Source organism: Pseudomonas sp. EU05-FHT14B02 (genome assembly GCF_058791055.1).
Genome location: NZ_JBYTDD010000001.1, coordinates 119,482 through 145,492, shown reverse-complemented (window position 1 = coordinate 145,492; position 26,011 = coordinate 119,482). Strand labels below are relative to the sequence as shown.

General features: G+C 57.0%; 26 protein-coding genes, 1 tRNA gene and 1 pseudogene. 23 read left to right on the top strand and 5 right to left on the bottom strand.

Going from position 1 to position 26,011, the window contains the following annotated elements; genetic code table 11:
• Positions 1-181: 181 nt before the first annotated feature.
• Positions 182-489: pseudogene (locus AC3WTM_RS00630) on the bottom strand (DUF3077 domain-containing protein).
• A gap of 693 nt (positions 490-1,182) precedes the next feature.
• On the opposite strand from AC3WTM_RS00630, the gene AC3WTM_RS00625 reads away from it, so the two are divergent.
• From AC3WTM_RS00625 to AC3WTM_RS00615, 3 genes are all read left to right on the top strand, one after another.
• The gene (locus AC3WTM_RS00625; RefSeq protein WP_102669175.1) at positions 1,183-2,319 is read left to right on the top strand and encodes an XRE family transcriptional regulator; all 1,137 of its coding nucleotides are present in this window, start codon (positions 1,183-1,185) and stop codon (positions 2,317-2,319) included.
• Positions 2,316-2,813, top strand: coding sequence for a DUF4411 family protein (locus tag AC3WTM_RS00620; RefSeq protein WP_102669176.1), 498 nt, complete (start codon positions 2,316-2,318; stop codon positions 2,811-2,813). Before AC3WTM_RS00625 ends, AC3WTM_RS00620 begins: the two co-directional genes overlap by 4 nt.
• 329 nt (positions 2,814-3,142) lie before the next feature.
• The gene (locus tag AC3WTM_RS00615) at positions 3,143-3,679 is read left to right on the top strand and encodes a DUF6680 family protein (protein WP_102670202.1); all 537 of its coding nucleotides are present in this window, start codon (positions 3,143-3,145) and stop codon (positions 3,677-3,679) included.
• Between the two features lie 888 nt (positions 3,680-4,567).
• Here AC3WTM_RS00615 and AC3WTM_RS00610 read toward each other — a convergent pair.
• The 3 genes from AC3WTM_RS00610 to AC3WTM_RS00600 form a co-directional block, all read right to left on the bottom strand.
• Positions 4,568-6,721 carry an AAA family ATPase gene (locus tag AC3WTM_RS00610; RefSeq protein WP_102670201.1) on the bottom strand — a complete coding sequence of 718 codons (2,154 nt, stop codon included), beginning with the start codon at positions 6,719-6,721 and terminating at the stop codon, positions 4,568-4,570.
• A gap of 365 nt (positions 6,722-7,086) precedes the next feature.
• Positions 7,087-7,416 carry a hypothetical protein gene (locus AC3WTM_RS00605; RefSeq protein ID WP_102670200.1) on the bottom strand — a complete coding sequence of 110 codons (330 nt, stop codon included), beginning with the start codon at positions 7,414-7,416 and terminating at the stop codon, positions 7,087-7,089.
• Between the two features lie 152 nt (positions 7,417-7,568).
• Positions 7,569-7,653: transfer RNA gene (locus AC3WTM_RS00600), tRNA-Leu, on the bottom strand.
• Between the two features lie 107 nt (positions 7,654-7,760).
• Between AC3WTM_RS00600 and queA the strand changes: the two genes are divergently transcribed.
• From queA to AC3WTM_RS00570, 6 genes are all read left to right on the top strand, one after another.
• Positions 7,761-8,825, top strand: a complete 1,065-nt coding sequence (gene queA / locus AC3WTM_RS00595) for a tRNA preQ1(34) S-adenosylmethionine ribosyltransferase-isomerase QueA (RefSeq protein WP_102670199.1) — start codon at positions 7,761-7,763, stop codon at positions 8,823-8,825.
• A 14-nt stretch (positions 8,826-8,839) separates the two neighbouring features.
• Entirely contained in the window at positions 8,840-9,955 is a 1,116-nt protein-coding gene (gene tgt / locus AC3WTM_RS00590; protein ID WP_162130301.1) for a tRNA guanosine(34) transglycosylase Tgt, read from the top strand.
• A gap of 43 nt (positions 9,956-9,998) precedes the next feature.
• Positions 9,999-10,334 carry a preprotein translocase subunit YajC gene (gene yajC, locus AC3WTM_RS00585; protein ID WP_007956696.1) on the top strand — a complete coding sequence of 112 codons (336 nt, stop codon included), beginning with the start codon at positions 9,999-10,001 and terminating at the stop codon, positions 10,332-10,334.
• 64 nt (positions 10,335-10,398) lie between these two features.
• Complete coding sequence (secD, locus tag AC3WTM_RS00580) at positions 10,399-12,267, top strand: protein translocase subunit SecD (RefSeq protein ID WP_057716306.1); 1,869 nt, start codon at positions 10,399-10,401, stop codon at positions 12,265-12,267.
• A gap of 9 nt (positions 12,268-12,276) precedes the next feature.
• A complete protein-coding gene (gene secF, locus AC3WTM_RS00575; RefSeq protein WP_056855158.1) occupies positions 12,277-13,191 on the top strand; it encodes a protein translocase subunit SecF in 915 nt (304 codons plus the stop codon).
• A 121-nt stretch (positions 13,192-13,312) separates the two neighbouring features.
• Positions 13,313-13,861, top strand: a complete 549-nt coding sequence (locus AC3WTM_RS00570) for a glycine zipper 2TM domain-containing protein (RefSeq protein WP_102670198.1) — start codon at positions 13,313-13,315, stop codon at positions 13,859-13,861.
• A 261-nt stretch (positions 13,862-14,122) separates the two neighbouring features.
• Here the strand turns inward: AC3WTM_RS00570 and suhB are convergent, their stop codons facing one another.
• On the bottom strand, positions 14,123-14,941 hold the full coding sequence (suhB, locus tag AC3WTM_RS00565; protein WP_008053258.1) for a type III secretion system regulator SuhB: 819 nt from the start codon (positions 14,939-14,941) through the stop codon (positions 14,123-14,125).
• Between the two features lie 146 nt (positions 14,942-15,087).
• Here suhB and trmJ point away from each other — a divergent pair, with 146 nt between their 5' ends.
• The 14 genes from trmJ to AC3WTM_RS00495 all read left to right on the top strand — a co-directional run bounded on the left by trmJ (position 15,088) and on the right by AC3WTM_RS00495 (position 26,010).
• Positions 15,088-15,858, top strand: a complete 771-nt coding sequence (trmJ, locus tag AC3WTM_RS00560) for a tRNA (cytosine(32)/uridine(32)-2'-O)-methyltransferase TrmJ (protein ID WP_008053257.1) — start codon at positions 15,088-15,090, stop codon at positions 15,856-15,858.
• 2 nt (positions 15,859-15,860) lie between these two features.
• On the top strand, positions 15,861-16,637 hold the full coding sequence (cysE, locus tag AC3WTM_RS00555) for a serine O-acetyltransferase (protein ID WP_102670196.1): 777 nt from the start codon (positions 15,861-15,863) through the stop codon (positions 16,635-16,637).
• Between the two features lie 272 nt (positions 16,638-16,909).
• The gene (gene iscR / locus AC3WTM_RS00550) at positions 16,910-17,401 is read left to right on the top strand and encodes a Fe-S cluster assembly transcriptional regulator IscR (protein ID WP_007903581.1); all 492 of its coding nucleotides are present in this window, start codon (positions 16,910-16,912) and stop codon (positions 17,399-17,401) included.
• Positions 17,402-17,451: 50 nt separating this feature from the next.
• Positions 17,452-18,666 (top strand): IscS subfamily cysteine desulfurase, encoded by a 1,215-nt coding sequence (locus AC3WTM_RS00545; RefSeq protein WP_057716303.1) that lies wholly within the window; start codon positions 17,452-17,454, stop codon positions 18,664-18,666.
• Positions 18,667-18,767: 101 nt separating this feature from the next.
• Positions 18,768-19,154 carry a Fe-S cluster assembly scaffold IscU gene (iscU, locus tag AC3WTM_RS00540; protein ID WP_102670195.1) on the top strand — a complete coding sequence of 129 codons (387 nt, stop codon included), beginning with the start codon at positions 18,768-18,770 and terminating at the stop codon, positions 19,152-19,154.
• A gap of 34 nt (positions 19,155-19,188) precedes the next feature.
• Entirely contained in the window at positions 19,189-19,512 is a 324-nt protein-coding gene (iscA, locus tag AC3WTM_RS00535) for an iron-sulfur cluster assembly protein IscA (protein WP_003227904.1), read from the top strand.
• Positions 19,513-19,520: 8 nt separating this feature from the next.
• Positions 19,521-20,042: a co-chaperone HscB gene (gene hscB / locus AC3WTM_RS00530; protein ID WP_102670194.1), complete on the top strand. Its 522-nt coding sequence runs from the start codon at positions 19,521-19,523 to the stop codon at positions 20,040-20,042.
• A gap of 51 nt (positions 20,043-20,093) precedes the next feature.
• Complete coding sequence (gene hscA / locus AC3WTM_RS00525; RefSeq protein WP_102670193.1) at positions 20,094-21,956, top strand: Fe-S protein assembly chaperone HscA; 1,863 nt, start codon at positions 20,094-20,096, stop codon at positions 21,954-21,956.
• 2 nt (positions 21,957-21,958) lie between these two features.
• Positions 21,959-22,300 carry an ISC system 2Fe-2S type ferredoxin gene (gene fdx / locus AC3WTM_RS00520; protein WP_102670192.1) on the top strand — a complete coding sequence of 114 codons (342 nt, stop codon included), beginning with the start codon at positions 21,959-21,961 and terminating at the stop codon, positions 22,298-22,300.
• Between the two features lie 14 nt (positions 22,301-22,314).
• The gene (iscX, locus tag AC3WTM_RS00515; protein WP_008070969.1) at positions 22,315-22,515 is read left to right on the top strand and encodes a Fe-S cluster assembly protein IscX; all 201 of its coding nucleotides are present in this window, start codon (positions 22,315-22,317) and stop codon (positions 22,513-22,515) included.
• Positions 22,516-22,604: 89 nt separating this feature from the next.
• Positions 22,605-23,030, top strand: a complete 426-nt coding sequence (gene ndk, locus AC3WTM_RS00510) for a nucleoside-diphosphate kinase (RefSeq protein ID WP_007903599.1) — start codon at positions 22,605-22,607, stop codon at positions 23,028-23,030.
• 28 nt (positions 23,031-23,058) lie between these two features.
• Positions 23,059-24,201, top strand: a complete 1,143-nt coding sequence (rlmN, locus tag AC3WTM_RS00505) for a dual-specificity RNA methyltransferase RlmN (protein WP_057716300.1) — start codon at positions 23,059-23,061, stop codon at positions 24,199-24,201.
• A 16-nt stretch (positions 24,202-24,217) separates the two neighbouring features.
• Complete coding sequence (gene pilW / locus AC3WTM_RS00500) at positions 24,218-24,976, top strand: type IV pilus biogenesis/stability protein PilW (protein WP_102670191.1); 759 nt, start codon at positions 24,218-24,220, stop codon at positions 24,974-24,976.
• Positions 24,976-26,010, top strand: coding sequence for a RodZ domain-containing protein (locus AC3WTM_RS00495; protein WP_102670190.1), 1,035 nt, complete (start codon positions 24,976-24,978; stop codon positions 26,008-26,010). Before pilW ends, AC3WTM_RS00495 begins: the two co-directional genes overlap by 1 nt.
• Position 26,011 lies beyond the last annotated feature (1 nt).

Genomic DNA, 26,011 nt, shown 5'->3' with positions numbered 1-26,011 from the left:
CTGTTTATGGAACATGGAAGTTGCCCAAGCCAACTCCTCCAAAACCATTCCAACCACCCCCTGTAGGAGCGAGCTTGCTCGCGAAAAACCAAAGGCAACCACCACTCCCGCTGAATGCCCGCGCCCAGCGCGACCAACCCCGTCCCTACAAGCGTTATGCCTGACGCCTAAAACCCAAAAGCTACCCTTCAGATTCCGTCGCTCGCTTGGACATCGACGCAACAGCCCGATCCCGCATCAGCACCTTCACCACATCATCCACCAACGCCTTACTCATCGACGTCAAATAATGCGCAGCCAAGGCGTGACGGTCGGTGTCTGTGGCGCAGGCAGCATCTTCGGTGAGCGACTGGCCAGGAACAGAAAATCAGAAGCCATCGATAACGCATCACCGAGCGGAATGCCGCGAGTGACGTGGAACAGTGGTTGATCGGAGCAGTAGATGGCGGGGGTTAAGCCGATGGTTTTGAGTTCGGGTTGTTCGGTCATTGGCCACCTCCGAGGAGGGAGAGGCAATGGGGGAGGGCGTTACGCGATTGGGAATTGCGTAGGGGGGAAAGCCAAATTTTGTACGGATCCATACTGCGCATTGTAAAGCTCCTTAATTTGAAGAGCTGCCACAATTCGTTACCAAGCGAATGGGTGACAGCTGTGCGCAGGTTGGTAAACCGGGAAATCAAGGAAACCGGCACGTCCGAAGACGTCCCACGCACAGCCGCCATAACGCAGATCGCAGGCGAAAAAAAAAGCGCCTGCGGACGCATAGCACTGTTGCGCAGTGATTTACCTCGGGTTACCAAGCCCGGTCGCTGAATTTGCAGCGACGGTGGGGAGGGTATCGTGCAGATCGTTTTGCTGCAACCTTCGAGACCGCTGGGTGATTATGTGGTCAATCTTTGGGATATCGACCTGATGACGGTGCGGCGGCGTTCTGGAAAAAGGGCAATGCCATCTGTCCGCGGGTTACATATTTGCGCTTCGGGTCGTTGTGGATTTACCTCATAATCGCGCGCTCCTACCATTGGCAGCCTGCTTATCGACTAATCTATAGTCGCTGCCACCAGACCTCAAACAGCCAAGGAGAAAGGCAATGCCAGATAGCTGGAACCAGCGTCAATCGAATGCATCCGCCAAGCATGCCTTCGAACGTTTGCCGGCCCCATCTGATTTGCCTGCGTCCCTATGAGCCAAGCCGCCTTCGTCAATCCAAGCCTGCTCACATGGTCTCGTGAGCGCGCGGGTCTCTCCACTGAGCAGGTTGCAAAAAAGTTGCCGGTGAAACCTGATCGGGTACAGGAGTGGGAGGCCGGCGAGACCAAACCAACATTCCTTCAGGCTCAAAAGTGGGCGAGTGTCGCTCACATCCCGTTTGGGTTCCTGTTTCTTCAGCAGCCGCCCGTCGAGCAACTGCCTTTACCTGATCTCAGGACTTTCGGTGGAATCGCTCCGCAACGTCCCACCCTGGAACTGCTGGACGCCGTGAGGGATGCCATACGTAAGCAGGACTGGTATCTGGAGTATCTGCAACAGCAGGAAAATCAGCCGCTGGCATTTGTAGGTCGCTTCAATAGCCGATCTCACGTCAGCGAGGTGGTGCAAGATATCCGCCGAACCCTCGGCGTGAATCCCGAAGCTTCTCGACTGGATTACGATAAATACAGCCGTGCATTGATTGATGCTGCGGAGAAGGCCGGCATTTTGGTGATGCGCAGTGGTATTGCCCTAGGGAACACCCATCGCAAACTTGAAGTGAGCGAGTTTCGGGGATTCGCGATCAGTAACGCCTTCGCCCCCGTCGTATTCATCAATAGCTCGGACGCACCTACTGCCAGGCTTTTTACCTTGCTTCACGAGCTGGCCCACATCTGGATCGGCAGCAGTGGCGTATCCGACGGAAACACCACAAACGGTCGAGACGAAGAACGATTCTGCAATGCTGTTGCAGGTGAGTTTCTTGCTCCCGAAGTCCAGTTCCGCACCCTATGGAACGCCGATGTTAACTGGGAAAGCAACTTAGCTCCGCTGGCCACTCGCTTTCACATTAGCAAATTAGCCATCGGCCGCCGAGCCTTGGATCTTGGTTTTATAAGCCAAGCCCAATACAGCGCTTATTACCGAGCGATCCTCAAGGCTTTCCAGGATGAAAAAGGCGGAGCCGGTGACTACTACCGTAACGCCACCGCGAAAAACAGCCCCCGCCTAAGTAAGGCAGTGCTGACTGAAGCAATGAGTGGCCGGATGCTGCTGCGCGACGCAGGAAACTTGCTCGGCGTGCAACCTGCCAAATTAAGGACCCTCGCCAGCAAGATCACGGAATGAATCATCTACTCGACGCTAACGCACTGATCGAAGCCAAGAACCGCTACTACGGGATGGCTATATGTCCTGGCTTTTGGCAGTGGTTGCTGCTGAAAAATGAAGCATTGGATCTAGCCAGCATTGCACCTGTCATGGATGAACTGACAAAAGGCAATGACCAGTTGGCGGTTTGGGTGAAGGACAACTCTGGTTTTTTCCACGCCATCACTGATCAGGAGACTCAACTGGCATTTGCGCAGGTTGCGGAGCTTGTGGCTGACCAAGCGCCCAAGATGAGAGTCGGCGCTATGGATGAGTTTTTAGCGGGTGCTGATCCCTGGTTAATTGCGAAAGCGATGACTACGGGGGCTACGGTTGTTACTCATGAAGTGCTGAATCGTGAAGCTAAACGGAAATTCATCATTCCCAATATTTGTCAGGAGCTTAGTGTTCCTTTTTTGAATACGTTTGAATTGTTGCATCGGCTTGAAGCGAGGTTTGTGTTGCCGGCTTGAAGTATAGGGGGACGGGGAAGCGGGGGAAGGGGACAGATTTAATATTGGGTCGTCCCCGAAAATATATCCGTCCCCATTTTTTGATGTTCTTAAAAATTTATAAGCGATAAATGTTCATCTCTCGCAAGTGTAAAAAATTAGATTGGTGAACATGGTTGCTACATTTTTTTGCCAATTTTTCTTGGTCGAGCTAATCTTAATATTCATCAATGGAGCCAAAAAAATGCCAGACATGCACGTCCAATCAATAGTGTCGTGAGTTTTTATGAGCTTTGCTTGGTAGTCCTTGCAAATTTCGTAACCATTGTGAATTTGATCAGGAGGCTTTCATGACACCAGAAGCATTAGCTCAAGCCCAACTCAACTTGGCGCAGTGGCAATTATGGGTGACAGCAGCAGCTATTTTTGCCGGTCCCCTTTTTGGGGTGGTCTTTACATTATGGTTTCAATCTAGAAAAGACAAAATCGAAGCAAGGCGTAAATTATTCCTCACTCTAGTTGCAGAAAGAAAGGGGCTTCTAATATCCCAACAAGTCGCCCAAGCATTAAATACTATAGATGTTGTATATGCGGATAGTCCAAACGTTAAAAGCCTCTGGCATAAATATTATGCTTTGCTTTCTCAGCCACCTAGCCAAGAGCGAGATCACACTTGGATTGAACTTATTGGAGCGATGTCTCAAGAGTTGAGTTATACCAAGTTTAGTCAGACTGATATAGATAAATTTTACATACCTCAAGGTCACGCGGATGATATTGAATTCCAGCGAAAAATCTCACAGCAGTGGTCAAGGGTTCTTGAAAATACAGAGCATCTTAATGTTGTGTCTAGAAAATATGAGAAAGATAGTCCTCCTGGTATCTAATCTCTCATGAGTGGATATGCCGCAGTGAAATGGACGTAGCGGCCCATTTTGGGCGTGACAAGTCCTTTGCTAAGTAAGCAAGAAAATGGAAGTAGAAGGGGGCGGACTCATTTGTCTGTTCGTCCCCATCCTGAATAAGGTTTACGCCTTCTGATATGTAAAATTGTCGGTCGTCGATCAAGTTAGAAAAAGCGAGCTGAGTTATAAAAAAAGACCAAAAACGGGACCGACCAAAAACGGGGCAGATTTATTTTCCGACTAAGAGAAATAAATCTGTCCCCTTTGTTTGCTAATAGATGTGGTCTGTTCCCATTTTGTTTGCACGCAGTTAGCGAGATGTCGAACGCCGAAAACTATCAAGGCGACAGAGAATCAAGCCTTTGTTTCTAGGCGTATTTGCGACGGAACGAGATAGTGTCGATAAGCTTTTGAATCAATTCAGATGGGTGCTTCGCCCAAACTAGGTGGCGGCATTTGAAACGAAGATAGGTGAAAGTGCAGCTACCACATCGGCACATCATTTACCGGCGCGGAAGGGAGCGCGTGTGCTGGCACACGGTCTCCCACTGCCCAAGCCGGAAACGGTCATACTGGCGAACCAGAACAACTTTTCCATCTTTCATGGCATTTTCTCCATCTGATCTCAGCGGGCCGCTGACAGCCTTTGCACTTCATGAGCAAAGCGAGCCAATGAGCGCGGGCGAGAGGGAGAGTGCTTCGGTGGTAGCTGCGGCGGCAATGCTACCAAGGGCTTTCGAGCTTGACTAGGGTAATCCTTCACATCAGGTTGCGACCCGAGAAAGGGTTGAAAAACTGCCTTAAACCACGAAATCCGTACACGAAAAAACGCCCGGAGAGCAAGCGCCTCCGGGCGTCGTTGGTTACCAGTCAACTCATCATTTTGTCGAAATGCGATTCGAAATTGGTTTTCACAAACACGTCCCTGAATCGCGCGATGTATTGCGCGGGGTCGATCTCGCCAAAATCGGTCAAATTGATGGCATCAGAGTGTGATTCACGATTGATGTACCTGAACAGAGCTCGGAACTCTGGACTTTCGTCGGCCAGGTCCGTCAGTGCCCTTCTGAGCGAGTCCTGTCGGTGCACGAACGTGAAGTAATACTCCAGAATGTTTCTCATCATGTTTGGAATCACGTTGGTGGACGTGCGCCCGGCTAGTGCATCCTTGATGGTCTGCCAAAACGACTGGTAATCGTTCTGGACTTCCTTTTCCTGCATCGTGGCTACCGAGCTGAACTGCGCCTTGGTGATCCTGAACAACGCAAGGGTCTTCTCCTCTTTGTCTTCCTGCATCAGCTTGATCATTTCGTGGAAGAAAAACAGGTTGTGCGTAAGGATGAAGACTTGTTTGAACTTCGTTTTGGGGCTCAAAACCTGTCGTCTGATCAGCGAGGCAATGTCGTAGATGTAGTTGTGGGACAAGCTGGAGATCGGGTCATCGATCACGATAATCCGATTGCTTTTCAGCTTGCTGGTTTTGTCATCCAGGTCGCCATTGCAAACCTCCAGGAAATACAAAAACGAAATCAGCGTTTTCTCGCCTTCACTCAGCGTCTTGAACACGTCGTCCTTTTTATCAGGTCGATGCAGCCGATACTGAGGAACCTCACCCTCCTCTCTCACCAGCTCAAATCCTTGAAGACCCAGAACCCCGAGCCACCCGTTGATGCTCAAAACCGCTTGGTCGATGTTTGTGATCTTGGCGCGGCTCTCTACGATCGTTTCCTCCTGCGCTTTGATCTGGTCTCGTATCAGCCTTACTGCATCCCTTTTTACGGTCAGTTTGTCATCGTACTCACGATGCTCTTTGGTAGTTTTAATGACCATGGCGTCGCAGCTGCCACGGAAGCAGTTCCAGAAACGCTCCTTGATTTGCTCAAGGTGAGTTTTCTTGTCCTTGATCTTCAGGTTTATGGCATCGATCTTATCCTGCTCAACCTGGACGGCAGCGTTCAGATTAGCGATCAATGTGGAGGTCGCGGTCAGGCTAACTGGAGCCGAGGGGCTAGCCATCTTGGCTTCGATACGCTGAATATTCTGTTGCAGTGCAGACTTCAAAGTGACCACATGCGCGAGAAACGACTTGGCCTGGTATTGAGGTTTATCAAGCTGAAGAAGCAGCTGATCAACACCGCTTTTATAGCGGGTTTCCAGCGCGGCCAGTTCCGCAATGCGAAGCTCGTACGTCTTATCGAATACCTTTTCAAGCTGCACATAGAAATCATTCGGCAGTGCTTGCTGGCAGAAAGGACAGTGCTCGTCGTTTTTGTCGACAAACTTGAAGGATTGCTTGATCCAGTCCGAGTTACCCAATTCCTGAATCAGAGCCGACAGATAAGAGTCGCCGGAGCCGGCAATGGCTTCTTGGAAAATAGGCTTCGTTTCTATGTCGTCAGCATTGAACGAGAAAGAAGCGATGCCATCAAGCTCCGTATCACTGGCGGACTGCAGCTCAGAGGCTTCTGCTGCCAATGACTCAAAGGTGTCGAGCGTAGCCTTGAACTTCAGCGGCACGACCTTATCCAGCAACCGCTCCTTGGTATTGATTCCGCCAAAGCAATAGTTAAGTGAACCGCTGTCAAACGGCTTTTTCAGCAGCCAAACTTTGTCTTTGAGTGTCACCGAGAGCGCTTCCTGAGCTGCTTTCAGTTCCTTCCCGTCAGCCGTTTCCGTTTGCTCCTTGTCGCTAAGGACCTTGATGGCGTCTTCCGCTGCCTTCAATGCGGCTTCTGCCTCAATATTGCCTTCATTCAATGTAAAAACACCCGGCTGCACGCTGGCGTGGAAGTTTTGCTCCATGAATGCGTGGTTGTAGACCAGCACCTCCCGTTCGGCCTCAGCAGGATCTGCACGGCACGATTTGTGGGCCAGCCCATTCGGGTCCTGCAAAAAGTTGCTAATGGTGGTTTTGCCAGTCCCATTCTGCCCGTAGAAGATGTTAACTCGGGTCAACGGGCCGATGGTCGAATCGACATTGGGCGCGTAGCTTGAAACGTTGCGCAGAACAATATTCTTGATCATTGTGCTGTCCCTGCGGGGCGGATTTAGTTACAAAGCATCATGCTAGTTCGGGCTTTCCGCTTTGAACAGCGCTGATGATGATAATGTGCCATCACGGCTTGCCCGAATACTTGCACTGGAGCTTGGTATCGAAGGCCGTTGTGCTCAAACACAGACGAACGGCTTAGCGGCTTGACTAATTCAGGGGGCAAAAATGAAAAAAGTACGGATGGTTTCACCAAACCACCAATGATCTGTCGACCTAGACGAGAGGCCAGCTTGATCATCGAAGGAGGGCGGGGGAAAGATTTATTATCGGATTAGACGCGACGACCAGCGTAAGTCCGGCTATCGAGCGCTACCGTTTTTTTGTCGCCTGCCTTCTTTTATTGAATATCTTTCAGATAATCCTTGAGCGCGATGAGCGGAGCACCAAGCTGCTCCATCATCTGAATCCTGGCAAATTCACCCGCCAGCCTCCGCAACTCCCGCCCCAACGGCTTATCCACACCGCCAATGGCTTCCAGTGCCAACCCCACGCACTCACCAACCTTCACCTGAATCCCCTCAACATCCCCCCGACGCACCAGCAACTCAAACACATCCCGCTGGTAATCCCCCATGACCAAATCATCCCGCAAAATCGGGCTCTGATCTTCCGTCTCATAAGCCAGCTTGAGGGAGAAGAGGGCGACGGTTTCCAGGTGCAATTCCATGGGGGGAATCCTTGATGAGTGTCTTACTGACCGAGGGGTGTGAAGTTCAAAGAAATCGCTGGCAAGCCAGCTCCTACACAGGGCGGTGGGGTGTCAGGTGCTTTTCTGCGGGCGAAAAAAAAGGCCTTGCAAAGCAAGACCTTTCTTAATTTTGGTGCCCCGAGGGAGACTCGAACTCCCACTCCTTTCGAAAACGGATTTTGAATCCGCCGCGTCTACCAATTCCGCCATCAGGGCTCAATGGCGGCGAAGTATAGAGAGGTGAATACCGCTGGTCAATCAGGTACATGGAGAATTTTTGATATTTCCGCTAGACTTCCCGGCCCTGCTAGACGAACCCCATCATGCGCGTTGCTGACTTTACTTTCGAGCTCCCTGATTCGCTGATTGCCCGCCATCCTTTGGCCGAGCGTCGCGGTAGTCGCCTGTTGACCCTGGATGGGGTCAGCGGCGCCCTGGCACACCGTCAATTCACTGATTTGCTGGAGCATTTGCGCCCCGGCGATTTGATGGTGTTCAACAATACCCGGGTGATTCCGGCGCGGCTGTTTGGCCAGAAGGCTTCCGGCGGCAAGCTGGAAATCCTGGTGGAGCGGGTGCTCGACAGTCATCGCGTGCTGGCCCATGTGCGCTCCAGCAAGTCGCCCAAGCCGGGGTCGAAGATCCTGATCGATGGCGGTGGCGAGGCCGAGATGCTGGCGCGGCACGATGCGTTGTTCGAGCTGGGGTTCGCCGAGGAGGTGTTGCCGTTGCTCGACCGCGTCGGGCACATGCCGTTGCCTCCTTATATAGACCGCCCGGACGAGGGCGCGGACCGCGAGCGTTACCAGACCGTCTACGCCGAGCGTTTGGGCGCGGTGGCGGCGCCGACGGCGGGGCTGCATTTCGATCAGGTGCTGATGGAGGCGATTGCCGCCAAGGGCGTCGAGACTGCGTTCGTGACCCTGCACGTCGGCGCCGGTACGTTCCAGCCGGTGCGGGTCGAGAAGCTCGAAGACCACCACATGCACAGTGAATGGCTGGAAGTCGGCCAGGACGTGGTGGATGCCGTTGCCGCCTGTCGTGCTCGCGGCGGTCGCGTGGTGGCCGTGGGGACCACCAGCGTGCGTTCCCTGGAAAGCGCCGCCCGCGATGGCGTGCTCAAGCCGTTCAGTGGCGACACCGACATTTTCATCTACCCGGGCCGGCCGTTTCATGTGGTCGATGCCCTGGTCACCAACTTCCATTTGCCCGAATCCACGCTGTTGATGCTGGTTTCGGCGTTCGCCGGTTATCCCGAGACCATGGCCGCCTATAAGGCCGCGGTCGACAACGGTTACCGCTTTTTCAGCTACGGTGATGCGATGTTCATCACGCGTAATCCTGCGCCGACTGCCCCTAAAGAATCGGGCCCAGAGGAAACTGTATGAGTCGCACCTGTCGTATGTCTTTCGAGCTGCTGGCCACTGATGGCAAGGCTCGTCGCGGTCGTTTGACCTTCCCGCGCGGTACCGTCGAGACCCCGGCTTTCATGCCGGTGGGCACCTACGGCACGGTCAAGGGCATGCTGCCACGGGATATCGAGGCGACTGGCGCTGAAATCATTCTGGGCAACACTTTCCACCTGTGGCTGCGCCCGGGCACGGAAGTGATCAAGAAGCACGGCGACCTGCACGATTTCATGCAGTGGAAAGGCCCGATTCTGACCGACTCCGGCGGTTTCCAGGTGTTCAGCCTGGGCGCCATGCGCAAGATCAAGGAGGAGGGCGTGACCTTCGCTTCCCCGGTCGACGGCGCCAAGGTGTTCATGGGCCCGGAAGAGTCGATGCAGGTCCAGCGTGACCTGGGCTCCGACATCGTGATGATTTTCGACGAATGCACGCCGTACCCGGCCGACGAAGACGTCGCCCGTATTTCCATGGAATTGTCCCTGCGTTGGGCCAAGCGTTCGAAAGAAGCCCATGGCGACAACACGGCGGCGCTGTTCGGTATCGTTCAGGGCGGCATGCACCAGGACTTGCGCATGCGCTCCCTGGAAGGCCTCGACAAGATCGGCTTCGACGGCCTGGCCATCGGCGGTCTGTCGGTGGGCGAGCCCAAGCATGAAATGATCAAGGTGCTGGATTACCTGCCTGGCATGATGCCGGCTGACAAACCTCGTTACCTTATGGGCGTTGGCAAACCGGAAGACTTGGTTGAGGGTGTGCGCCGCGGTGTGGACATGTTCGATTGCGTGATGCCAACCCGTAATGCCCGCAATGGGCATCTGTTCATTGATACCGGCGTGCTGAAGATCCGTAACGCGTTCCATCGCCATGATGATTCGCCGCTCGATCCGACCTGCGATTGCTATACCTGCCAGAACTTCTCCCGCGCTTATCTGCATCACCTGGACAAGTGCGGCGAAATGCTGGGAAGCATGCTCAATACCATCCATAACTTGCGCCATTATCAAGTGCTTATGGCTGGTTTGCGCGAGGCTATTCAACAGGGTACATTGGCCGCCTTTGTCGATGCCTTCTACGCCAAACGCGGGTTGCCTGTTCCGCCTTTGGACTGAGTTTACTGACCCCAAGATTCAACATTTGCAACTGGAGTGCTAAATGAGCTTTTTTATCTCTAATGCCATGGCAGACGCTGCTGCACCTGCGGCAGCCCCTATGGGCGGCGGTTTCGAGTGGATTTTCCTGGTCGGCTTCCTGGTCATCTTTTACCTGATGATCTGGCGTCCACAGGCCAAACGCGCCAAAGAGCAGAAAAACCTGCTGAGCAGCCTGCAGAAAGGCGACGAAGTTGTGACCACCGGCGGCATCGCCGGCAAGATCACTAAAGTGGCCGACGATTTCGTCGTTCTGGAAGTTTCCGACACCGTCGAAATGAAGTTCCAGAAAGGCGCCATCGCCGCCACGCTGCCAAAAGGCACGCTCAAAGCGATCTAAGTTTCAACTTCATTTTCAATCGACGGGGCGCGCAAGGCGCCCCGCGTCATAAACGGGCGGCGTGATGCTGAACAAATATCCTCTGTGGAAATACATTCTGATCCTGGCGGTGCTGGCGGTCGGTCTGATTTATTCCGCTCCCAATCTTTATCCTGATGACCCGGCCATTCAGGTCAGCGGTGCAAGCACTGCGCTGCAAGTCAATCAGGCTGATCTGGATCGCGTGAGCGCTGCGCTCAAGGAATCCGGGATCAACGTCAAGGCTGCCACGCTGGCAGAGGGCGGCAAGGGCGGTCTGATTCGCCTGACCAAGGCTGAAGACCAGCTGCCGGCCAAAGACGTCGTGCGCAAGGCATTGGGTGATGACTACGTCGTCGCGCTGAACCTGGCACAAACCACCCCGCAATGGCTGCGCAACCTCGCTGCGCACCCGATGAAGCTGGGTCTGGACTTGTCCGGTGGTGTGCACTTCCTGCTGGAAGTGGACATGGACAAAGCCCTCGACGCGCGCCTGAAAGTCTACGAAGGCGACGTCAAGAGCCTTCTGCGTAAAGAGAAGCTGCGCTATCGCAGTCTGCCGCAACTGGGCGGTGCCATTCAGCTGGGCTTCACTGATGAAGCAGCCCGCGAACAGGCCCGTACGCTGATCCGCAAGAACTTCAACGATTTCGACATTGTTCCGGCCGACCTCAACGGTCAACCGGTGCTGCGTCTGGCGATGACCCCGGCCAAGCTGGCGGAAATCCGTGAATACTCCATCAAGCAGAACTTGACCACGGTACGTAACCGCGTCAACGAGCTGGGTGTTGCCGAACCGATCGTCCAGCGTCAGGGCGCCAACCGCATCGTGGTTGAGCTGCCGGGCGTGCAGGACACCGCCGAAGCCAAGCGTATCCTCGGCAAGACGGCCAACCTCGAGTTCCGTCTGGCCGCTGAGCCGGGTGCTTCGAAAGCCACTTCCGAATCCTTCGAGTTCCGTGAGGGCAACCGTCCTCCTGCGCTGATCGAGCGTGGCCTGATCATCACCGGTGACCAGGTAACCGACGCCAAGGCTGGCTTCGACGAGCACGGCAGGCCAGAAGTGAATATCCGTCTGGATGGCCACGGCGGCGAGCTGATGAGCCGTGCGACCCGTTCGAACGTCGGTCGCAGCATGGCGGTGATCTTCATCGAGCAGCGCCCGGTTACCACTTACACCAAGCAAGTGGTCAACGGCGTCGAGAAAGACGTGCCGGTTCAGACCTTCAAGGAAGAGAAGAAAATCATCAGCCTGGCGACCATTCAGTCGCCGCTGGGTGCTCAGTTCCGCATCACTGGCCTGAACGGCCAGGGCGAGTCGTCCGAACTGGCGCTGCTGCTGCGTGCCGGTGGTCTGGCCGCTCCGATGTACTTCGCTGAAGAACGCACCATCGGTCCAAGCCTGGGTGCGGACAACATCACCAAGGGTATCGATGCATCGCTGTGGGGCATGCTGTTCGTCTCGCTGTTCATCATCGCCATCTACCGCTTCTTCGGCATCATCGCCACTGTCGCGCTGACGGTGAACATGGTGATGCTGCTGGCCTTGATGTCTCTGCTGGGTGCAACGCTGACCCTGCCGGGTATCGCCGGTATCGTGTTGACCATGGGTATGGCGGTCGACGCCAACGTGCTGATCTTCTCGCGGATCCGTGAAGAGATCGCCGCCGGCATGACCGTGCAGCGTGCAATCAACGAAGGCTTCGGCCGGGCATTCACCGCGATTCTCGACGCCAACCTGACAACACTGTTGGTCGGCGGCATCCTCTTTGCCATGGGCACCGGCCCGGTCAAGGGCTTCGCAGTGACCATGTCCCTCGGGATCTTTACCTCGATGTTCACGGCCATCATGGTGACCCGCGCGATGGTCAACCTGATCTTCGGCGGTCGTGACTTCAAGAAGTTGTGGATTTAAGGGGCTGCCATGTTACGTACAATCAACTTCATGGGCGTTCGCAACTTTGCGTTCGGCGTCACATTGTTCCTTACGGTGCTGGCCTTGTTCAGCGTCGCCACCAAGGGCATGAACTGGGGCCTGGACTTCACCGGCGGTACGCTCATCGAGCTGACCTACGAGCGTCCGGCCGACGTCACCAAGGTGCGTGAACAGCTGGTGACCGCGGGTTATCACGAAGCCATCGTGCAGAACTTCGGTGCAACCACCGACCTGCTGGTGCGCATGCCTGGCGAAGACCCGCAACTGGGTCACCAGGTGGCCGAAGCCTTGCAGAAGGTGGGTGGCGAGAACCCGGCGACGGTCAAGCGCGTCGAGTTCGTCGGCCCGCAGGTGGGTGAAGAGCTGCGCGACCAGGGCGGCCTCGGCATGCTGATGGCGCTGGGCGGCATCCTGATCTACCTGGCTTTCCGCTTTCAGTGGAAGTTTGCGGTCGGTGCGATCGTGTCCCTGATCCACGACGTGATCGTGACCATCGGTATCCTGTCGTTCTTCCAGATCACCTTCGACCTGACGGTGCTGGCGGCGGTACTGGCGATCATCGGTTACTCGCTCAACGACACCATCGTGGTATTCGACCGGGTTCGTGAGAACTTCCGGGTACTGCGCAAGGCCAACCTGATCGAGAACATCAACATCTCGACCACGCAAACCCTGCTGCGGACCATGGCGACTTCGATCTCTACTTTGCTGGCGATCGCGGCCCTGCTGTTCTTCGGCGGCGACAACCTGTTCGGCTTCTCCATCGCCCTGTTTATCGGTGTTCTGGCGGGTACTTATTCGTCGATCTACATCGCCAACGTGGTGCTGATCTGGCTGAACCTGAGCACGGAAGACCTGATTCCTCCTGCCAATACCGAGAAGGAAGTCGACGACCGTCCTTGAAGGAAGCTTCTTTCAGCGATGTAGTCCGAAAAAGGCGCGAGTTGAACTCGCGCCTTTTTTTATGCTCCAAGGCTAGGAGAAGCGCGGGTTTGTCCCGAATGTGATGGTCCAGGAGGTTCATGTGAACAAGTCGATGCTGGTTGGTGCTGTACTGGGTGCTGTCGGTGTGACTGCCGGGGGTGCTGTGGCCACCTACAGCCTGGTTAAAAGCGGCCCGGAGTTCGCACAAGTACTCGCCGTTGAGCCGGTCAAGACACAAATCAAGACTCCACGTGAAGTGTGCAAGGATGTAGCGGTCACCCGGCAGGCGCCGGTGAAAGATCAACATCAGATCGCCGGTACGGTGGTCGGTGCATTGGCAGGTGGTTTGTTGGGTAACCAGATCGGTGGCGGCAGTGGTAAGAAGATCGCCACGGTCGCAGGTGCTGTCGGTGGCGGTTATGCCGGTAACAAGGTGCAGGAAGGCATGCAGGAGCGTGACACCTACACCACCACCCAGACCCGCTGTAACACGGTTAACGACATCAGCGACAAGGTTGTAGGTTACGACGTGCGTTATTCGCTGGACGGCAAGGAAGGCAAGGTGCGCATGGATCGTGATCCGGGGAACCAGATCCCTGTGGATAAAGAGGGCAAGTTGATCTTGTCGGATAATCAGCAGGCTCATTGATCCGCTGAAGTCAGATTCAAGAAGAAGCACCCTGCGGGGTGCTTTTTTGTGCCCCCGATTTATGCACCACCGCAAACCCACTGTAGGAGCGAGCTTGCTCGCGATGGTCGTCAACGATGACGTGGGAGGCCTGGCACCCCGCGGTGCTCTGAGGTTCATCGCGAGCAAGCTCGCTCCTACAGTGGGATTGTGGTGTTTTGAAGGGCAAATTCCAGGCATAAAAAAAGCACCCCGAAGGGTGCTTTTTCTGTCGCTGGAAGCTTAGCGCTTCAGCGAGGCTGGCAGGTGCGGCTGGATGGCCGTCAGGACTGCCTTGAAACACTTGGTGTTACCAGCAACGACGTGGCCTTTTTCAAGGAAGTCGTGACCGCCGGTGAAGTCGCTCACCAGGCCGCCAGCTTCCTGGATCAGCAGGGCGCCTGCCGCCATGTCCCATTCGGACAGGCCCGACTCCCAGAAGGCGTCGAAACGGCCGGCGGCCACGTAGGCCAGGTCCAGGCTTGCAGAGCCGGCGCGGCGGATGCCGGCAGTCTGGCCAACCAGAGCGCGGAACATGCCCAGGTAGTTGTCGAGGTTGTCCATCTGGTCGTCACGGAACGGGAAGCCGGTACCCAGCAGGGCGCCGTCGAGGCTGGTGCGACCGCTGACGCGCAGGCGACGACCGTTCAGTTGAGCGCCGCGACCACGGCTGGCGGTGAATTCTTCCTGGCGAACCGGGTCCAGAACAACAGCGTGCTCAAGACGACCGCGGTATTTGCAGGCGATGCTGACAGCGAAGTGAGGAATGCCGCGCAGGAAGTTGGTGGTGCCGTCCAGCGGATCGATGATCCACAGGTACTCTTCGCCTTCGATGCCGGTGCCGGCGTGCATGCCGGTCTCTTCACCCAGGATCGAGTGATTCGGGTACGCCTTGCGCAGGGCATCGATGATTTTCTGTTCGGCGGCGCGATCCACCTCGGATACGTAATCCTTGGCGTCTTTTTCGTCGACCTTGATGGTATCCAGGCGCTCGATGGAGCGGAAGATCAATTCACTGGCGCTGCGGGCGGCGCGCAGCGCGATATTCAGCATGGGCTGCATGGATGTGTCACCTAAGGTTGTTAAAGAAAGCCGGGCATTCTATCAGAAAGTTTCTACAGGAGAAGGACGACGTTCGCTTTCATGGCTTAACGGTAGGATGAGCTGTAAGATTCTGCTCCCGATTATTGTGTTCGAGAGCGCCTCCCTTGCTGCAAAACATTCGTGTCGTCCTGGTCAATACCAGCCATCCGGGCAATATCGGCGGGGCTGCGCGTGCCATGAAGAACATGGGGCTGTCGCGGCTGGTGCTGGTCGAGCCTCGTGTGTTCCCGCATCACGAGGCTGATGCCCGTGCCTCCGGTGCCGGGGACATCCTTGAAAACGCGCAAGTCGTCGCCACCTTGGAAGATGCCTTGGTCGGCTGCAACCTGGTGCTTGGTACCAGTGCTCGCGACCGGCGCATTCCCTGGCCGCTGCTCGACCCCCGCGAATGCGGAACGAAGGTGGTCGAGGAAGCGGGGCAGGGTGCGGAAATCGCTCTGGTGTTCGGTCGTGAAGATTCCGGCCTGACCAACGAAGAGCTGCAGCGATGTCATTATCACGTGCACATTCCATCAGACCCCGAGTTCAGTTCGCTGAACCTTGGGGCGGCGGTGCAGGTGTTGGGTTATGAAGTGCGCATGTCCTGGCTGGCGGCCCAAGGTCAGCCGAGCAAGGTCGAGAAGGAAGAAGTGGCCTCGGTCAAAAGCGCTGAGCTGGCGACCATGGACGAACTGGAGCGATTCTATGAGCACCTGGAGCAGACCCTGGTGGCCATCGAATTCCTCGATCCGGAAAAGCCACGGCACTTGATGGCGCGCCTGCGCCGGTTGTACGGACGCAGCTCGGTCAGCCGGGCGGAAATGAATATTTTGCGTGGCATCCTCACGGAAACCCAAAAAGCGGCCCGTGGTGAGCTCCTTAAGCGGAAGGATTAATGATGTTCGAGCGTTTGCGTGAAGATATCCAGAGCGTATTCCACCGAGACCCGGCGGCGCGTAACGCTTTTGAAGTCCTGACTTGCTATCCGGGCATGCACGCCATCTGGATCCACCGTTTGTCGGCGATGCTGTGGCGCGCGGACCTGAAATGGCTGGCGCGGCTGGTGTCGAACTTCGGCCGCTGGTTGACCGGGATCGAGATCCATCCGGGGGCCAAGGTCGGTCGTCGTTTCTTCATTGACCATGGCATGGGCATCGTCATCGGTGAAACCGCCGAGATCGGCGATGACGTCACTATTTATCAGGGCGTGACCCTGGGCGGCACCAGCTGGAACAAGGGCAAGCGTCACCCGACGCTGGGTGATGGCGTCGTGGTCGGGGCGGGCGCGAAGGTGCTCGGCCCGTTCACGGTCGGTGCCGGTGCCAAGGTGGGTTCCAACGCTGTCGTGACCAAGGAAGTGCCGCCGGGTGCCACTGTGGTGGGTATTCCGGGGCGGATCATCGTCAAGTCCGATGTCGAGCAGGACGCCAAGCGCAAGGCCATGGCCGAGAAGATCGGATTCGATGCCTACGGCCTCAGCGAGGACATGCCTGACCCGGTGGCGCGTGCCATTGGTCAGCTGCTCGATCACCTGCAGGCGGTCGATGGACGTCTGGAAGGGATGTGCGGGGCGTTGAAGGACCTGGGCAGCAATTACTGTGCGAAAGATCTGCCTGAGCTGCGCGAAGAAGATTTCGCCTGTGTGAAGGATAAAGACCAAAGCCAAGCCAGCTGACGCTTTACGAACATGCTCCCCACTCTGTAGGAGCGAGCATGCTCGCGATGAGCCCGAGAACGCCGCGGGGTGTCAGGCCCCCCAGCGTTATCGTTGACGACCATCGCGAGCATGCTCGCTCCTACAGTACTGCTGGCTGTAACCGCTCAGCCTTTGCTATGATGCTGCCGCTCTTTTGCGGGTAAACCTGACTAAAGTACTAGGTCTTATAGTTGACTTAAATACTCGGGAATTGCATACTCGCCTCATTCCGAACTCCGTGGTAATTGTCCATGCGACTGACTACAAAAGGCCGATACGCCGTGACCGCCATGCTTGATCTGGCGTTGCACGCGCAGCACGGGCCCGTGTCCCTGGCCGATATCTCCGAGCGCCAAGGCATCTCCCTGTCCTATCTCGAACAGCTTTTCGCCAAGCTGCGCCGCAGCAATCTGGTGTCCAGCGTGCGTGGTCCGGGTGGTGGCTACCAATTGTCCCGCGACATGCAGGGCATCCAGGTCGCCCAGGTGATCGATGCGGTGAACGAATCGGTCGATGCAACCAAATGCCAGGGCCAGGGTGATTGCCATCAAGGCGACACCTGTCTGACCCACCACTTGTGGTGTGATCTGAGCCTGCAAATTCACGAATTTCTGAGCGGTATCAGCTTGGCTGACCTTGTGACTCGCCGTGAGGTGCAAGAAGTAGCCCAGCGTCAGGACCAGCGCCGTTGCAACAGCAAGGCGCCACGCCTGGACAAGATTGAAGCGTCCGCCGTCGAATGACAGCCAAAGAGCTAGCGGCACGCCAGCCAGCCTGATTTAGGAGATAGTCCATGAAATTGCCGATTTACCTTGATTACTCTGCGACCACCCCGGTTGATCCGCGTGTTGCGCAAAAAATGAGTGAATGCCTGCTGGTCGACGGAAACTTCGGTAACCCGGCGTCCCGTTCCCACGTGTTCGGCTGGAAAGCTGAAGAGTCCGTTGAAAACGCTCGTCGTCAGGTCGCTGACCTGGTCAACGCCGACCCGCGTGAAATCGTCTGGACCTCCGGTGCCACCGAATCCGACAACCTGGCAATCAAGGGTGCGGCACATTTCTATGCCACCAAGGGCAAGCACCTGATCACCACCAAGATTGAGCACAAGGCTGTCCTGGACACCATGCGCCAACTGGAGCGTGAAGGCTTCGAAGTGACCTACATCGAGCCTCGCACCGATGGCCTGGTGACCCCGGAGATGATCGAAGCCGAACTGCGCGACGACACCATCCTGGTTTCGGTCATGCACGTGAACAACGAAATCGGCACCGTCAACGACATCGCGGCGATCGGCGAACTGCTCCGTTCCAAGGGCATCCTGTTCCACGTCGACGCCGCTCAGTCCACCGGCAAGGTCGAGATCGACCTGCAGAAGCTGAAAGTCGACATGATGTCGTTCTCCGCCCACAAGACCTACGGTCCTAAAGGCATCGGCGCCCTGTACGTAAGCCGCAAACCGCGCGTACGTATCGAAGCGACCATGCACGGTGGCGGTCACGAGCGCGGCATGCGTTCCGGCACCCTGGCGACCCACCAGATCGTCGGCATGGGTGAAGCTTTCCGCGTAGCCAAGGAAGACATGGCTGCAGAGAACGCTCGCATCAAGGCGTTGAGCGACCGTTTCTACAAGCAGGTCGAGCACCTGGAAGAGCTGTACGTCAACGGCAGCATGACCGCCCGCGTTCCGCACAACCTGAACCTGAGCTTCAACTACGTTGAAGGCGAGTCGCTGATCATGGCGCTCAAGGATCTGGCGGTTTCGTCCGGTTCGGCCTGCACCTCGGCGTCCCTTGAGCCTTCGTACGTACTGCGCGCCCTGGGCCGCAACGACGAACTGGCACACAGCTCGATCCGCTTCACCTTCGGCCGTTTCACCACCGAAGAAGAAATCGATTACGCCGCGCAGAAAGTCTGCGAGGCCGTTACCAAGCTGCGCGCTCTGTCGCCGCTGTGGGACATGTACAAAGACGGCGTCGATATCTCGAAGATCGAGTGGGCGGCACACTAAACAAAGAAGCCGCCGGGTACGGGTCCTGTAGCAGCGCGGCGGTCCATGCAGCGTAACTACAGGGTCTCAAGAGCGGCCCTGATGAGTGAGGATTGAGAATCATGGCTTACAGCGAAAAGGTCATCGACCACTACGAAAACCCGCGCAACGTCGGCAAGATGGACGTGGAAGATCCTGATGTCGGCACCGGCATGGTCGGCGCTCCGGCGTGCGGCGACGTGATGCGCCTGCAGATCAAGGTCAACGAAGCCGGCATCATCGAAGATGCCAAGTTCAAGACTTACGGCTGCGGTTCGGCTATCGCTTCCAGCTCCCTCGCTACCGAGTGGATGAAGGGCAAGACCCTGGACGAAGCGGAAACCATCAAGAACACCCAGCTGGCTGAAGAACTGGCCCTGCCGCCAGTGAAAATCCACTGCTCGGTACTCGCTGAAGACGCCATCAAGGCGGCTGTTCGCGATTACAAGCAGAAGAAAGGCTTGATCTGATTTTCGAGTTTTGGCGACGAGTAAGGAGTCACCGATGGCTATCAGCATGACAGAAGCGGCTGCTCGACACGTGCGGCGCTCCCTCGACGGGCGCGGCAAAGGTGAAGGGATTCGTCTGGGTGTTCGCACCACAGGCTGTTCCGGCCTTGCCTACGTGCTGGAGTTTGTCGACGAGGTGGTTGCAGAGGACCAGGTGTTCGAGAGTCACGGCGAGAAAGTGATCATCGACCCGAAGAGCCTGGCCTACCTGGACGGCACCGAGCTCGATTTCGTCAAGGAAGGGTTGAACGAAGGCTTCAAGTTCAACAACCCCAACGTACGCGGTGAATGTGGCTGCGGCGAAAGCTTCAACATCTGAGGCTTGTCGTGGGTACTCCTTGTCATTTCGCTTTATTTGAGCTGCAACCGAGTTTCGATCTGGACCTCGATCAGCTGGCTACGCGCTACCGTGAGTTGGCGCGCAGTGTTCATCCGGACCGTTTTGCGGACGCTTCCGAGCGCGAGCAGCGGTTGGCGCTGGAACAATCCGCGAGCCTCAACGAGGCCTACCAGACGCTCAAGAGTCCACCCAAGCGCGCGCGTTACCTGCTCGCCTTGAATGGTGGCGAGCTGCCGCTGGAGGTCACGGTGCATGATCCGGAGTTTCTGCTGCAGCAGATGGAGCTGCGCGAGGAACTCGAAGACCTGCAGGACAGCGCCGACCTGAATGGCGTTGCCGTCTTCAAGCGCCGCCTCAAGGCTGCCCAGGATGAACTGAACCAAAGCTTCGCAGCTTGCTGGAACGATGCCGTGCACCGTGAACGGGCCGAACGCCTGATGCGGCGCATGCAGTTCCTCGACAAGCTCACCTACGAAGTGCGCCAGTTAGAAGAGCGCCTCGACGATTAACCCAGTGCCGCTCCGGTCGCACGCCTGATATACAGATAAGTCCTGATAACGATGGCCCTACTGCAGATCGCCGAACCCGGCCAAAGTCCTCAACCGCACCAGCGTCGTCTGGCTGTGGGGATCGACTTGGGCACTACCAATTCGCTGGTCGCTGCATTGCGCAGTGGACTTTCCGAGCCTCTGGCTGACGCAGAAGGGCGGGTCATCCTGCCTTCTGCCGTGCGCTACCATGCCGATTGCGTCGAAGTTGGCGAATCCGCCAAGCTGGCCGCCGCCACCGATCCGTTGAACACTGTGCTGTCGGTCAAGCGCTTGATGGGTCGTGGTCTGTCCGACGTCAAGCAATTGGGCGATCAGCTGCCGTACCGCTTTGTCGGTGGCGAGTCGCACATGCCGTTCATCGAGACGATCCAGGGCCCGAAAAGCCCGGTGGAAGTCTCCGCCGACATCCTCAGGGTCCTGCGTCAGCGTGCCGAAGCGACCCTGGGCGGTGAGTTGGTGGGTGCGGTGATCACCGTTCCGGCCTATTTCGACGACGCTCAGCGTCAAGCCACCAAGGATGCGGCCAAGCTGGCCGGTCTGAACGTGTTGCGCTTGCTCAATGAGCCGACCGCGGCAGCCGTGGCTTACGGTCTGGACCAGCATGCCGAAGGCCTGGTCGCGATTTACGATCTGGGCGGCGGCACCTTCGATATTTCGATTCTGCGCCTGACCGGCGGTGTCTTCGAGGTGTTGGCCACTGGCGGCGACAGCGCCCTGGGTGGCGATGACTTCGATCATGCGATTGCTGGCTGGATCATTGAAGGCGCCGGTTTGTCGGCAGACCTTGATCCAGGCGCGCAGCGCCAACTGCTGCAGACTGCCTGTGCCGCCAAAGAAGCGCTGACCAATGCCTCGTCGGTCGAAGTGGCGCATGGCGCCTGGAAGGCCGAGCTGACACGTGAAGCCTTTGATGCGTTGATCGAGCCGATGGTCGCGCGAAGCCTGAAGGCCTGCCGCCGCGCTGTCCGTGATTCCGGTGTCGAGCTGGAAGACGTGCATGCCGTGGTCATGGTCGGTGGTTCGACTCGCGTGCCTCGCGTTCGTGAAGCCGTTGCCGAAGCCTTCGGTCGTCAACCGCTGACTGAAATCGATCCGGATCAAGTGGTGGCCATCGGTGCCGCGATCCAGGCCGATACCCTGGCCGGCAACAAGCGCGATGGCGATGAACTGCTGCTGCTCGACGTGATTCCGTTGTCCCTGGGGCTGGAAACCATGGGTGGCCTGATGGAGAAGGTGATTCCACGCAACACCACCATCCCCGTCGCCCGCGCCCAGGACTTCACCACTTATAAAGACGGCCAGTCGGCCATGGCCATCCACGTATTGCAGGGCGAGCGCGAGCTGATCAGCGACTGCCGCTCCCTGGCGCGCTTCGAATTGCGCGGCATTCCGGCGATGGTGGCCGGTGCGGCGAAGATTCGCGTGACCTTCCAGGTCGATGCCGACGGTCTGCTGAGCGTTTCGGCCCGGGAACTGGGTTCGGGCGTCGAAGCCAGCATTCAGGTCAAGCCGTCCTACGGTCTGACCGACGGCGAAATCGCCAAGATGCTCAAGGATTCGTTCCAGCACGCCAACGACGACAAGGTTGCCCGCGTACTGCGTGAGCAGCAGGTCGATGCCCAGCGCCTGATCGAAGCGGTGCAGGCTGCTCTGGAGGCCGACGGCGACCGACTGCTCGACGCCGACGAGCGCATGGTCATCGACCTGCAGGTGCAGGAACTGACCGAACTGATGAAAGGTACCGATGGTTACGCCATCGAGCAGCAGACCAAGCGTCTGTCGCAAGTGACCGACGCCTTTGCTGCCCGCCGCCTGGACTCGACGGTGAAAGCCGCGCTGGCGGGGCGCAACCTGAATGAGATTGAGGAATAACGATGCCGCAGGTCATTTTTCTGCCACACGAAAAGTTTTGTCCGGATGGCATGGTCGTGGAGGCTGAGCCGGGTATTTCCATCCTCGAACTGGCTCACGAACACCATATCGAGATGGAAAGTGCCTGTGGCGGCGTTTGTGCCTGCACCACTTGTCACTGCATCATCCGCGAGGGTTTCGACTCGCTGGAAGAGGCTGACGAGTTGGAAGAGGACTACCTTGATAAGGCTTGGGGTCTTGAGCGTGAGTCCCGTCTGGGGTGCCAGGCCAAGGTCGGTACCGAAGACCTGACCGTCGAGATTCCGAAGTATTCGCTCAACCATGCGGCCGAAGCACCGCACTGATTCAAGGATCTGAAATGAGTCTGAAATGGGTTGATGTGCTGGAAATTGCGATCCAGTTGGCTGAAAGCAAGCCTGAGGTGGATCCGCGTTACGTGAACTTCGTCGATCTGCACCAATGGGTGCTGGCATTGCCGGAGTTCAGCGATGATCCGACTCGCGGCGGCGAGAAAGTGCTTGAAGCCATTCAGGCCGCCTGGATCGAAGAGGCAGACTGAGTCTGTCGAGCAGGTTAGGCAATACCCGAGAACCCGCGTATAATTCGCGGGTTTAATTTTTCGTAAATTACCGTTTCTGGAGTTACACCATGGCTGTTCAACGTACTTTCTCCATCATCAAGCCTGACGCCGTTGCTAAAAACGTTATCGGCGAGATCACCACTCGTTTCGAAAAAGCTGGCCTGCGCGTTGTAGCTTCGAAACTGAAGCAACTGTCCAAAGCCGAAGCTGAAGGCTTCTACGCTGAGCACAGCGCTCGTGGTTTCTTCAACGACCTGGTTGCTTTCATGATCTCCGGTCCGGTTGTCGTTCAGGTTCTGGAAGGCGAAAACGCTATCGCTCTGAACCGTGAGCTGATGGGCGCTACCAACCCTAAAGAAGCTGCTGCCGGCACCATCCGTGCTGACTTCGCTGATTCCATCGACGCCAACGCCGTACACGGTTCGGACTCCGAAGCCGCTGCCGCTCGCGAAATCTCGTACTTCTTCGCAGCTACTGAAGTAACCACTCGCTAAGCATTGGCTTAAGAGTGAAGGTGAATCCATGACTACATCGACTGTAAAAACTAACCTGCTGGGTCTGACCCAGCTGGAAATGGAAAAATTCTTCGACTCAATCGGGGAGAAGCGTTTCCGTGCCGGTCAGGTAATGAAATGGATTCACCACTTTGGTGTCGATGATTTCGATGCCATGACGAACGTCAGCAAGGCCTTGCGCGAAAAGCTCAAGGCTGTTGCTGAGGTCCGTGGTCCGGAAGTGGTCAGCGAGGACATCTCCAGCGACGGCACCCGCAAGTGGGTGGTGCGCGTGGCGTCCGGCAGCTGCGTCGAGACCGTTTATATTCCCCAGGGCAAGCGCGGCACCTTGTGCGTTTCGTCCCAGGCAGGCTGTGCCCTGGATTGCAGTTTCTGCTCCACCGGCAAGCAAGGCTTCAACAGCAACCTCACCGCCGCCGAAGTCATCGGGCAGGTGTGGATTGCCAACAAATCCTTTGGCAGCGTCCCGGCAACCGTCGACCGTGCCATCACCAACGTGGTGATGATGGGCATGGGTGAGCCGCTGCTGAACTTCGACAACGTCGTCGCGGCCATGCATTTGATGATGGACGACCTGGGTTACGGCATTTCCAAGCGCCGTGTGACCCTGTCGACCTCCGGCGTGGTGCCGATGATCGATGAGCTCTCCAAGCACATCGACGTCTCCCTGGCGTTGTCCCTGCACGCACCGAATGACGCATTGCGTAACCAATTGGTGCCGATCAACAAGAAGTATCCACTTAAGATGCTCCTTGAGTCGTGCCAGCGCTATATGTCGAATCTCGGCGAAAAGCGCGTGCTGACCATCGAGTACACCTTGCTCAAAGATATCAACGACAAGGTCGAGCACGCCGTGGAGATGATCGAGCTGCTCAAGAACATCCCGTGCAAGATCAACCTGATCCCGTTCAACCCGTTCCCGCACTCCGGTTACGAGCGCCCGAGCAACAACGCCATTCGTCGTTTCCAGGATCAGCTTCATCATGCCGGTTTCAACGTCACCGTCCGCACCACCCGTGGTGAAGACATTGATGCGGCCTGTGGTCAACTGGTAGGGCAGGTGCTGGATCGCACCCGTCGCAGCGAACGTTATATCGCCGTGCGTGAACTCAACGCCGACAACGATGTAGCGCAAGACGCTGCGAAATAACCAAGAGAGGATCTCTATGTCCCTGCGCTTTGCGCTGCTTTTGCTGTTGGCCAGCCTGTGTGCTGGCTGCGTGCTTTCGGGTGATTACAACCCGATGAAGACCAGCAAGGGCCGTGATGAAGCGCGTGAGGCGTATGTGCAACTCGGTATCGGGTATTTGCAACAAGGCATGACCGAGCGCGCCAAGGTTCCGTTGAGGAAAGCATTGGAACTGGATGGCTCCGACCCTGATGCCAACGCGGCGCTGGGGCTGGTGTTCCAGGCCGAGATGGAGCCGGAACTTGCCGATGAGCATTTTCGCAAGGCGCTGGCTTCCCGTCCCGGCGATGCACGAATCCTCAATAACTACGGCAGTTTCCTGTTCGAGCAGAAGCGTTACAGCGAAGCCTACGAGCGCTTTGAACAGGCCGCTGCCGATACCCTGTATCCTGAGCGTTCGCGGGTGTTCGAGAATCTGGGCATGACCGCAGCGATGCTCGGTCAGCGCGATCTGTCCCGGCAGCAACTGGAAAAAGCCCTGCGCCTGAACCGCCAACAACCACGTGCATTGCTGGAAATGGCTGAGTTGTCTTACGAAGACAGGCATTATGTGCCTGCGCGTGACTATTACGACCGTTTTAGCCAGCTCTCCGAGCAAAATGCACGTAGTCTATTGCTCGGCGTTCGGCTGGCAAAAGTGTTCGAAGACCGCGACAAGGCCGCAAGCGCAGGCCTGCAACTAAAAAGACTCTATCCCGGTACGCCGGAATATCAGCAATACCTGTCGGAGCAATGATGAAAGCGGCGCATCCCGAAGTTGTAGCAGCGAATCGCGTAAACCCCGGTGAGACTTTGCGCCAGGCCCGCGAAAGCAATGGCTGGTCGCTGGCCGAAGTGGCCCTCAAGCTCAACCTCACCACCACTTCCTTGAGCAATCTGGAAGCAGGCGCCTTCGACAAGCTGCCCGGGCATACTTTTGCCCGTGGTTACATTCGCACCTATGCCAAATTGCTCGGCATGGACCAGGCCGTTCTGGTCCAGCAATTCGATCAATCCACCGGTACCGACTCCCAGGGCAGCAATGTTCACAGCCTGGGCCGTATTGAAGAGCCTGTCCGGGTTTCCCACACCATTTTACGAGTCGTCAGCCTGTTGTTGCTGGTCGCGGTGATCGGTGGCGGTTTCGTCTGGTGGCAGGATCAGACCTCGATGCGCACCAAGGATCTGATCGGTCTGGCACCAGAGCACGTAGAAGTCGAAGGCGCCGATGGTACGACACAGATTCACCCGCTGGACGAGCCGGAAGACCAGGCCGTCGTGGAAGGTCAGAGCGAAGGCGCAACCGCCCTCGCGCTGCCACAGGCCGATGCTCCGGCTGAAGCACCGGAGCAGGCTCAGGCGACTGCGCCAGCCGCCCCGGTAGCGCCGACCACGCCAGCCGCCCCCGCGCACACCACCGCGCCCGTTGTCGCAGCGCCGGTGACCCCGGCAGCTCTGGCTTCGGCAGCTCCTGCCGTCCCGGCCCCGGTGGCGACTGCACCGGTAGCCCCTGTCGCTCCGGCTCCAGTGGCAGCCGCGCCGGTGGCCGGTCAAGGCCAGGTTCAGGTGCAGTTCACCTCCGATTGCTGGACACAAGTTACCGACGGTAGCGGCAAAGTGCTGTTCAGCGGTCTCAAACGCAAAGGCGACAGCCTGGCGGTCAATGGCAAACCACCGTTTGCCGTGCGTCTGGGCTTTGCCCGTGGCGCTCAGGTCAGCTACAACGGCCAGCCGGTTGATGTCGCTCCGTTCACCAGTGGCGAGACTGCTCGCCTGAAGTTGGGTCAATAAG

What these genes read in the sequence shown, in the direction of transcription:
- AC3WTM_RS00625 (WP_102669175.1), top strand. Translation starts at nt 1,183, where the DNA reads ATGAGCCAAGCCGCCTTCGTCAATCCAAGCCTGCTCACATGGTCTCGT.
- AC3WTM_RS00620 (WP_102669176.1), top strand. Translation starts at nt 2,316, where the DNA reads ATGAATCATCTACTCGACGCTAACGCACTGATCGAAGCCAAGAACCGC.
- AC3WTM_RS00615 (WP_102670202.1), top strand. Translation starts at nt 3,143, where the DNA reads ATGACACCAGAAGCATTAGCTCAAGCCCAACTCAACTTGGCGCAGTGG.
- AC3WTM_RS00610 (WP_102670201.1), bottom strand. Translation starts at nt 6,721, where the DNA reads ATGATCAAGAATATTGTTCTGCGCAACGTTTCAAGCTACGCGCCCAAT.
- AC3WTM_RS00605 (WP_102670200.1), bottom strand. Translation starts at nt 7,416, where the DNA reads ATGGAATTGCACCTGGAAACCGTCGCCCTCTTCTCCCTCAAGCTGGCT.
- queA (WP_102670199.1), top strand. Translation starts at nt 7,761, where the DNA reads ATGCGCGTTGCTGACTTTACTTTCGAGCTCCCTGATTCGCTGATTGCC.
- tgt (WP_162130301.1), top strand. Translation starts at nt 8,840, where the DNA reads ATGTCTTTCGAGCTGCTGGCCACTGATGGCAAGGCTCGTCGCGGTCGT.
- yajC (WP_007956696.1), top strand. Translation starts at nt 9,999, where the DNA reads ATGAGCTTTTTTATCTCTAATGCCATGGCAGACGCTGCTGCACCTGCG.
- secD (WP_057716306.1), top strand. Translation starts at nt 10,399, where the DNA reads ATGCTGAACAAATATCCTCTGTGGAAATACATTCTGATCCTGGCGGTG.
- secF (WP_056855158.1), top strand. Translation starts at nt 12,277, where the DNA reads ATGTTACGTACAATCAACTTCATGGGCGTTCGCAACTTTGCGTTCGGC.
- suhB (WP_008053258.1), bottom strand. Translation starts at nt 14,941, where the DNA reads ATGCAGCCCATGCTGAATATCGCGCTGCGCGCCGCCCGCAGCGCCAGT.
- cysE (WP_102670196.1), top strand. Translation starts at nt 15,861, where the DNA reads ATGTTCGAGCGTTTGCGTGAAGATATCCAGAGCGTATTCCACCGAGAC.
- iscR (WP_007903581.1), top strand. Translation starts at nt 16,910, where the DNA reads ATGCGACTGACTACAAAAGGCCGATACGCCGTGACCGCCATGCTTGAT.
- AC3WTM_RS00545 (WP_057716303.1), top strand. Translation starts at nt 17,452, where the DNA reads ATGAAATTGCCGATTTACCTTGATTACTCTGCGACCACCCCGGTTGAT.
- iscU (WP_102670195.1), top strand. Translation starts at nt 18,768, where the DNA reads ATGGCTTACAGCGAAAAGGTCATCGACCACTACGAAAACCCGCGCAAC.
- iscA (WP_003227904.1), top strand. Translation starts at nt 19,189, where the DNA reads ATGGCTATCAGCATGACAGAAGCGGCTGCTCGACACGTGCGGCGCTCC.
- hscA (WP_102670193.1), top strand. Translation starts at nt 20,094, where the DNA reads ATGGCCCTACTGCAGATCGCCGAACCCGGCCAAAGTCCTCAACCGCAC.
- fdx (WP_102670192.1), top strand. Translation starts at nt 21,959, where the DNA reads ATGCCGCAGGTCATTTTTCTGCCACACGAAAAGTTTTGTCCGGATGGC.
- iscX (WP_008070969.1), top strand. Translation starts at nt 22,315, where the DNA reads ATGAGTCTGAAATGGGTTGATGTGCTGGAAATTGCGATCCAGTTGGCT.
- ndk (WP_007903599.1), top strand. Translation starts at nt 22,605, where the DNA reads ATGGCTGTTCAACGTACTTTCTCCATCATCAAGCCTGACGCCGTTGCT.
- rlmN (WP_057716300.1), top strand. Translation starts at nt 23,059, where the DNA reads ATGACTACATCGACTGTAAAAACTAACCTGCTGGGTCTGACCCAGCTG.
- pilW (WP_102670191.1), top strand. Translation starts at nt 24,218, where the DNA reads ATGTCCCTGCGCTTTGCGCTGCTTTTGCTGTTGGCCAGCCTGTGTGCT.
- AC3WTM_RS00495 (WP_102670190.1), top strand. Translation starts at nt 24,976, where the DNA reads ATGAAAGCGGCGCATCCCGAAGTTGTAGCAGCGAATCGCGTAAACCCC.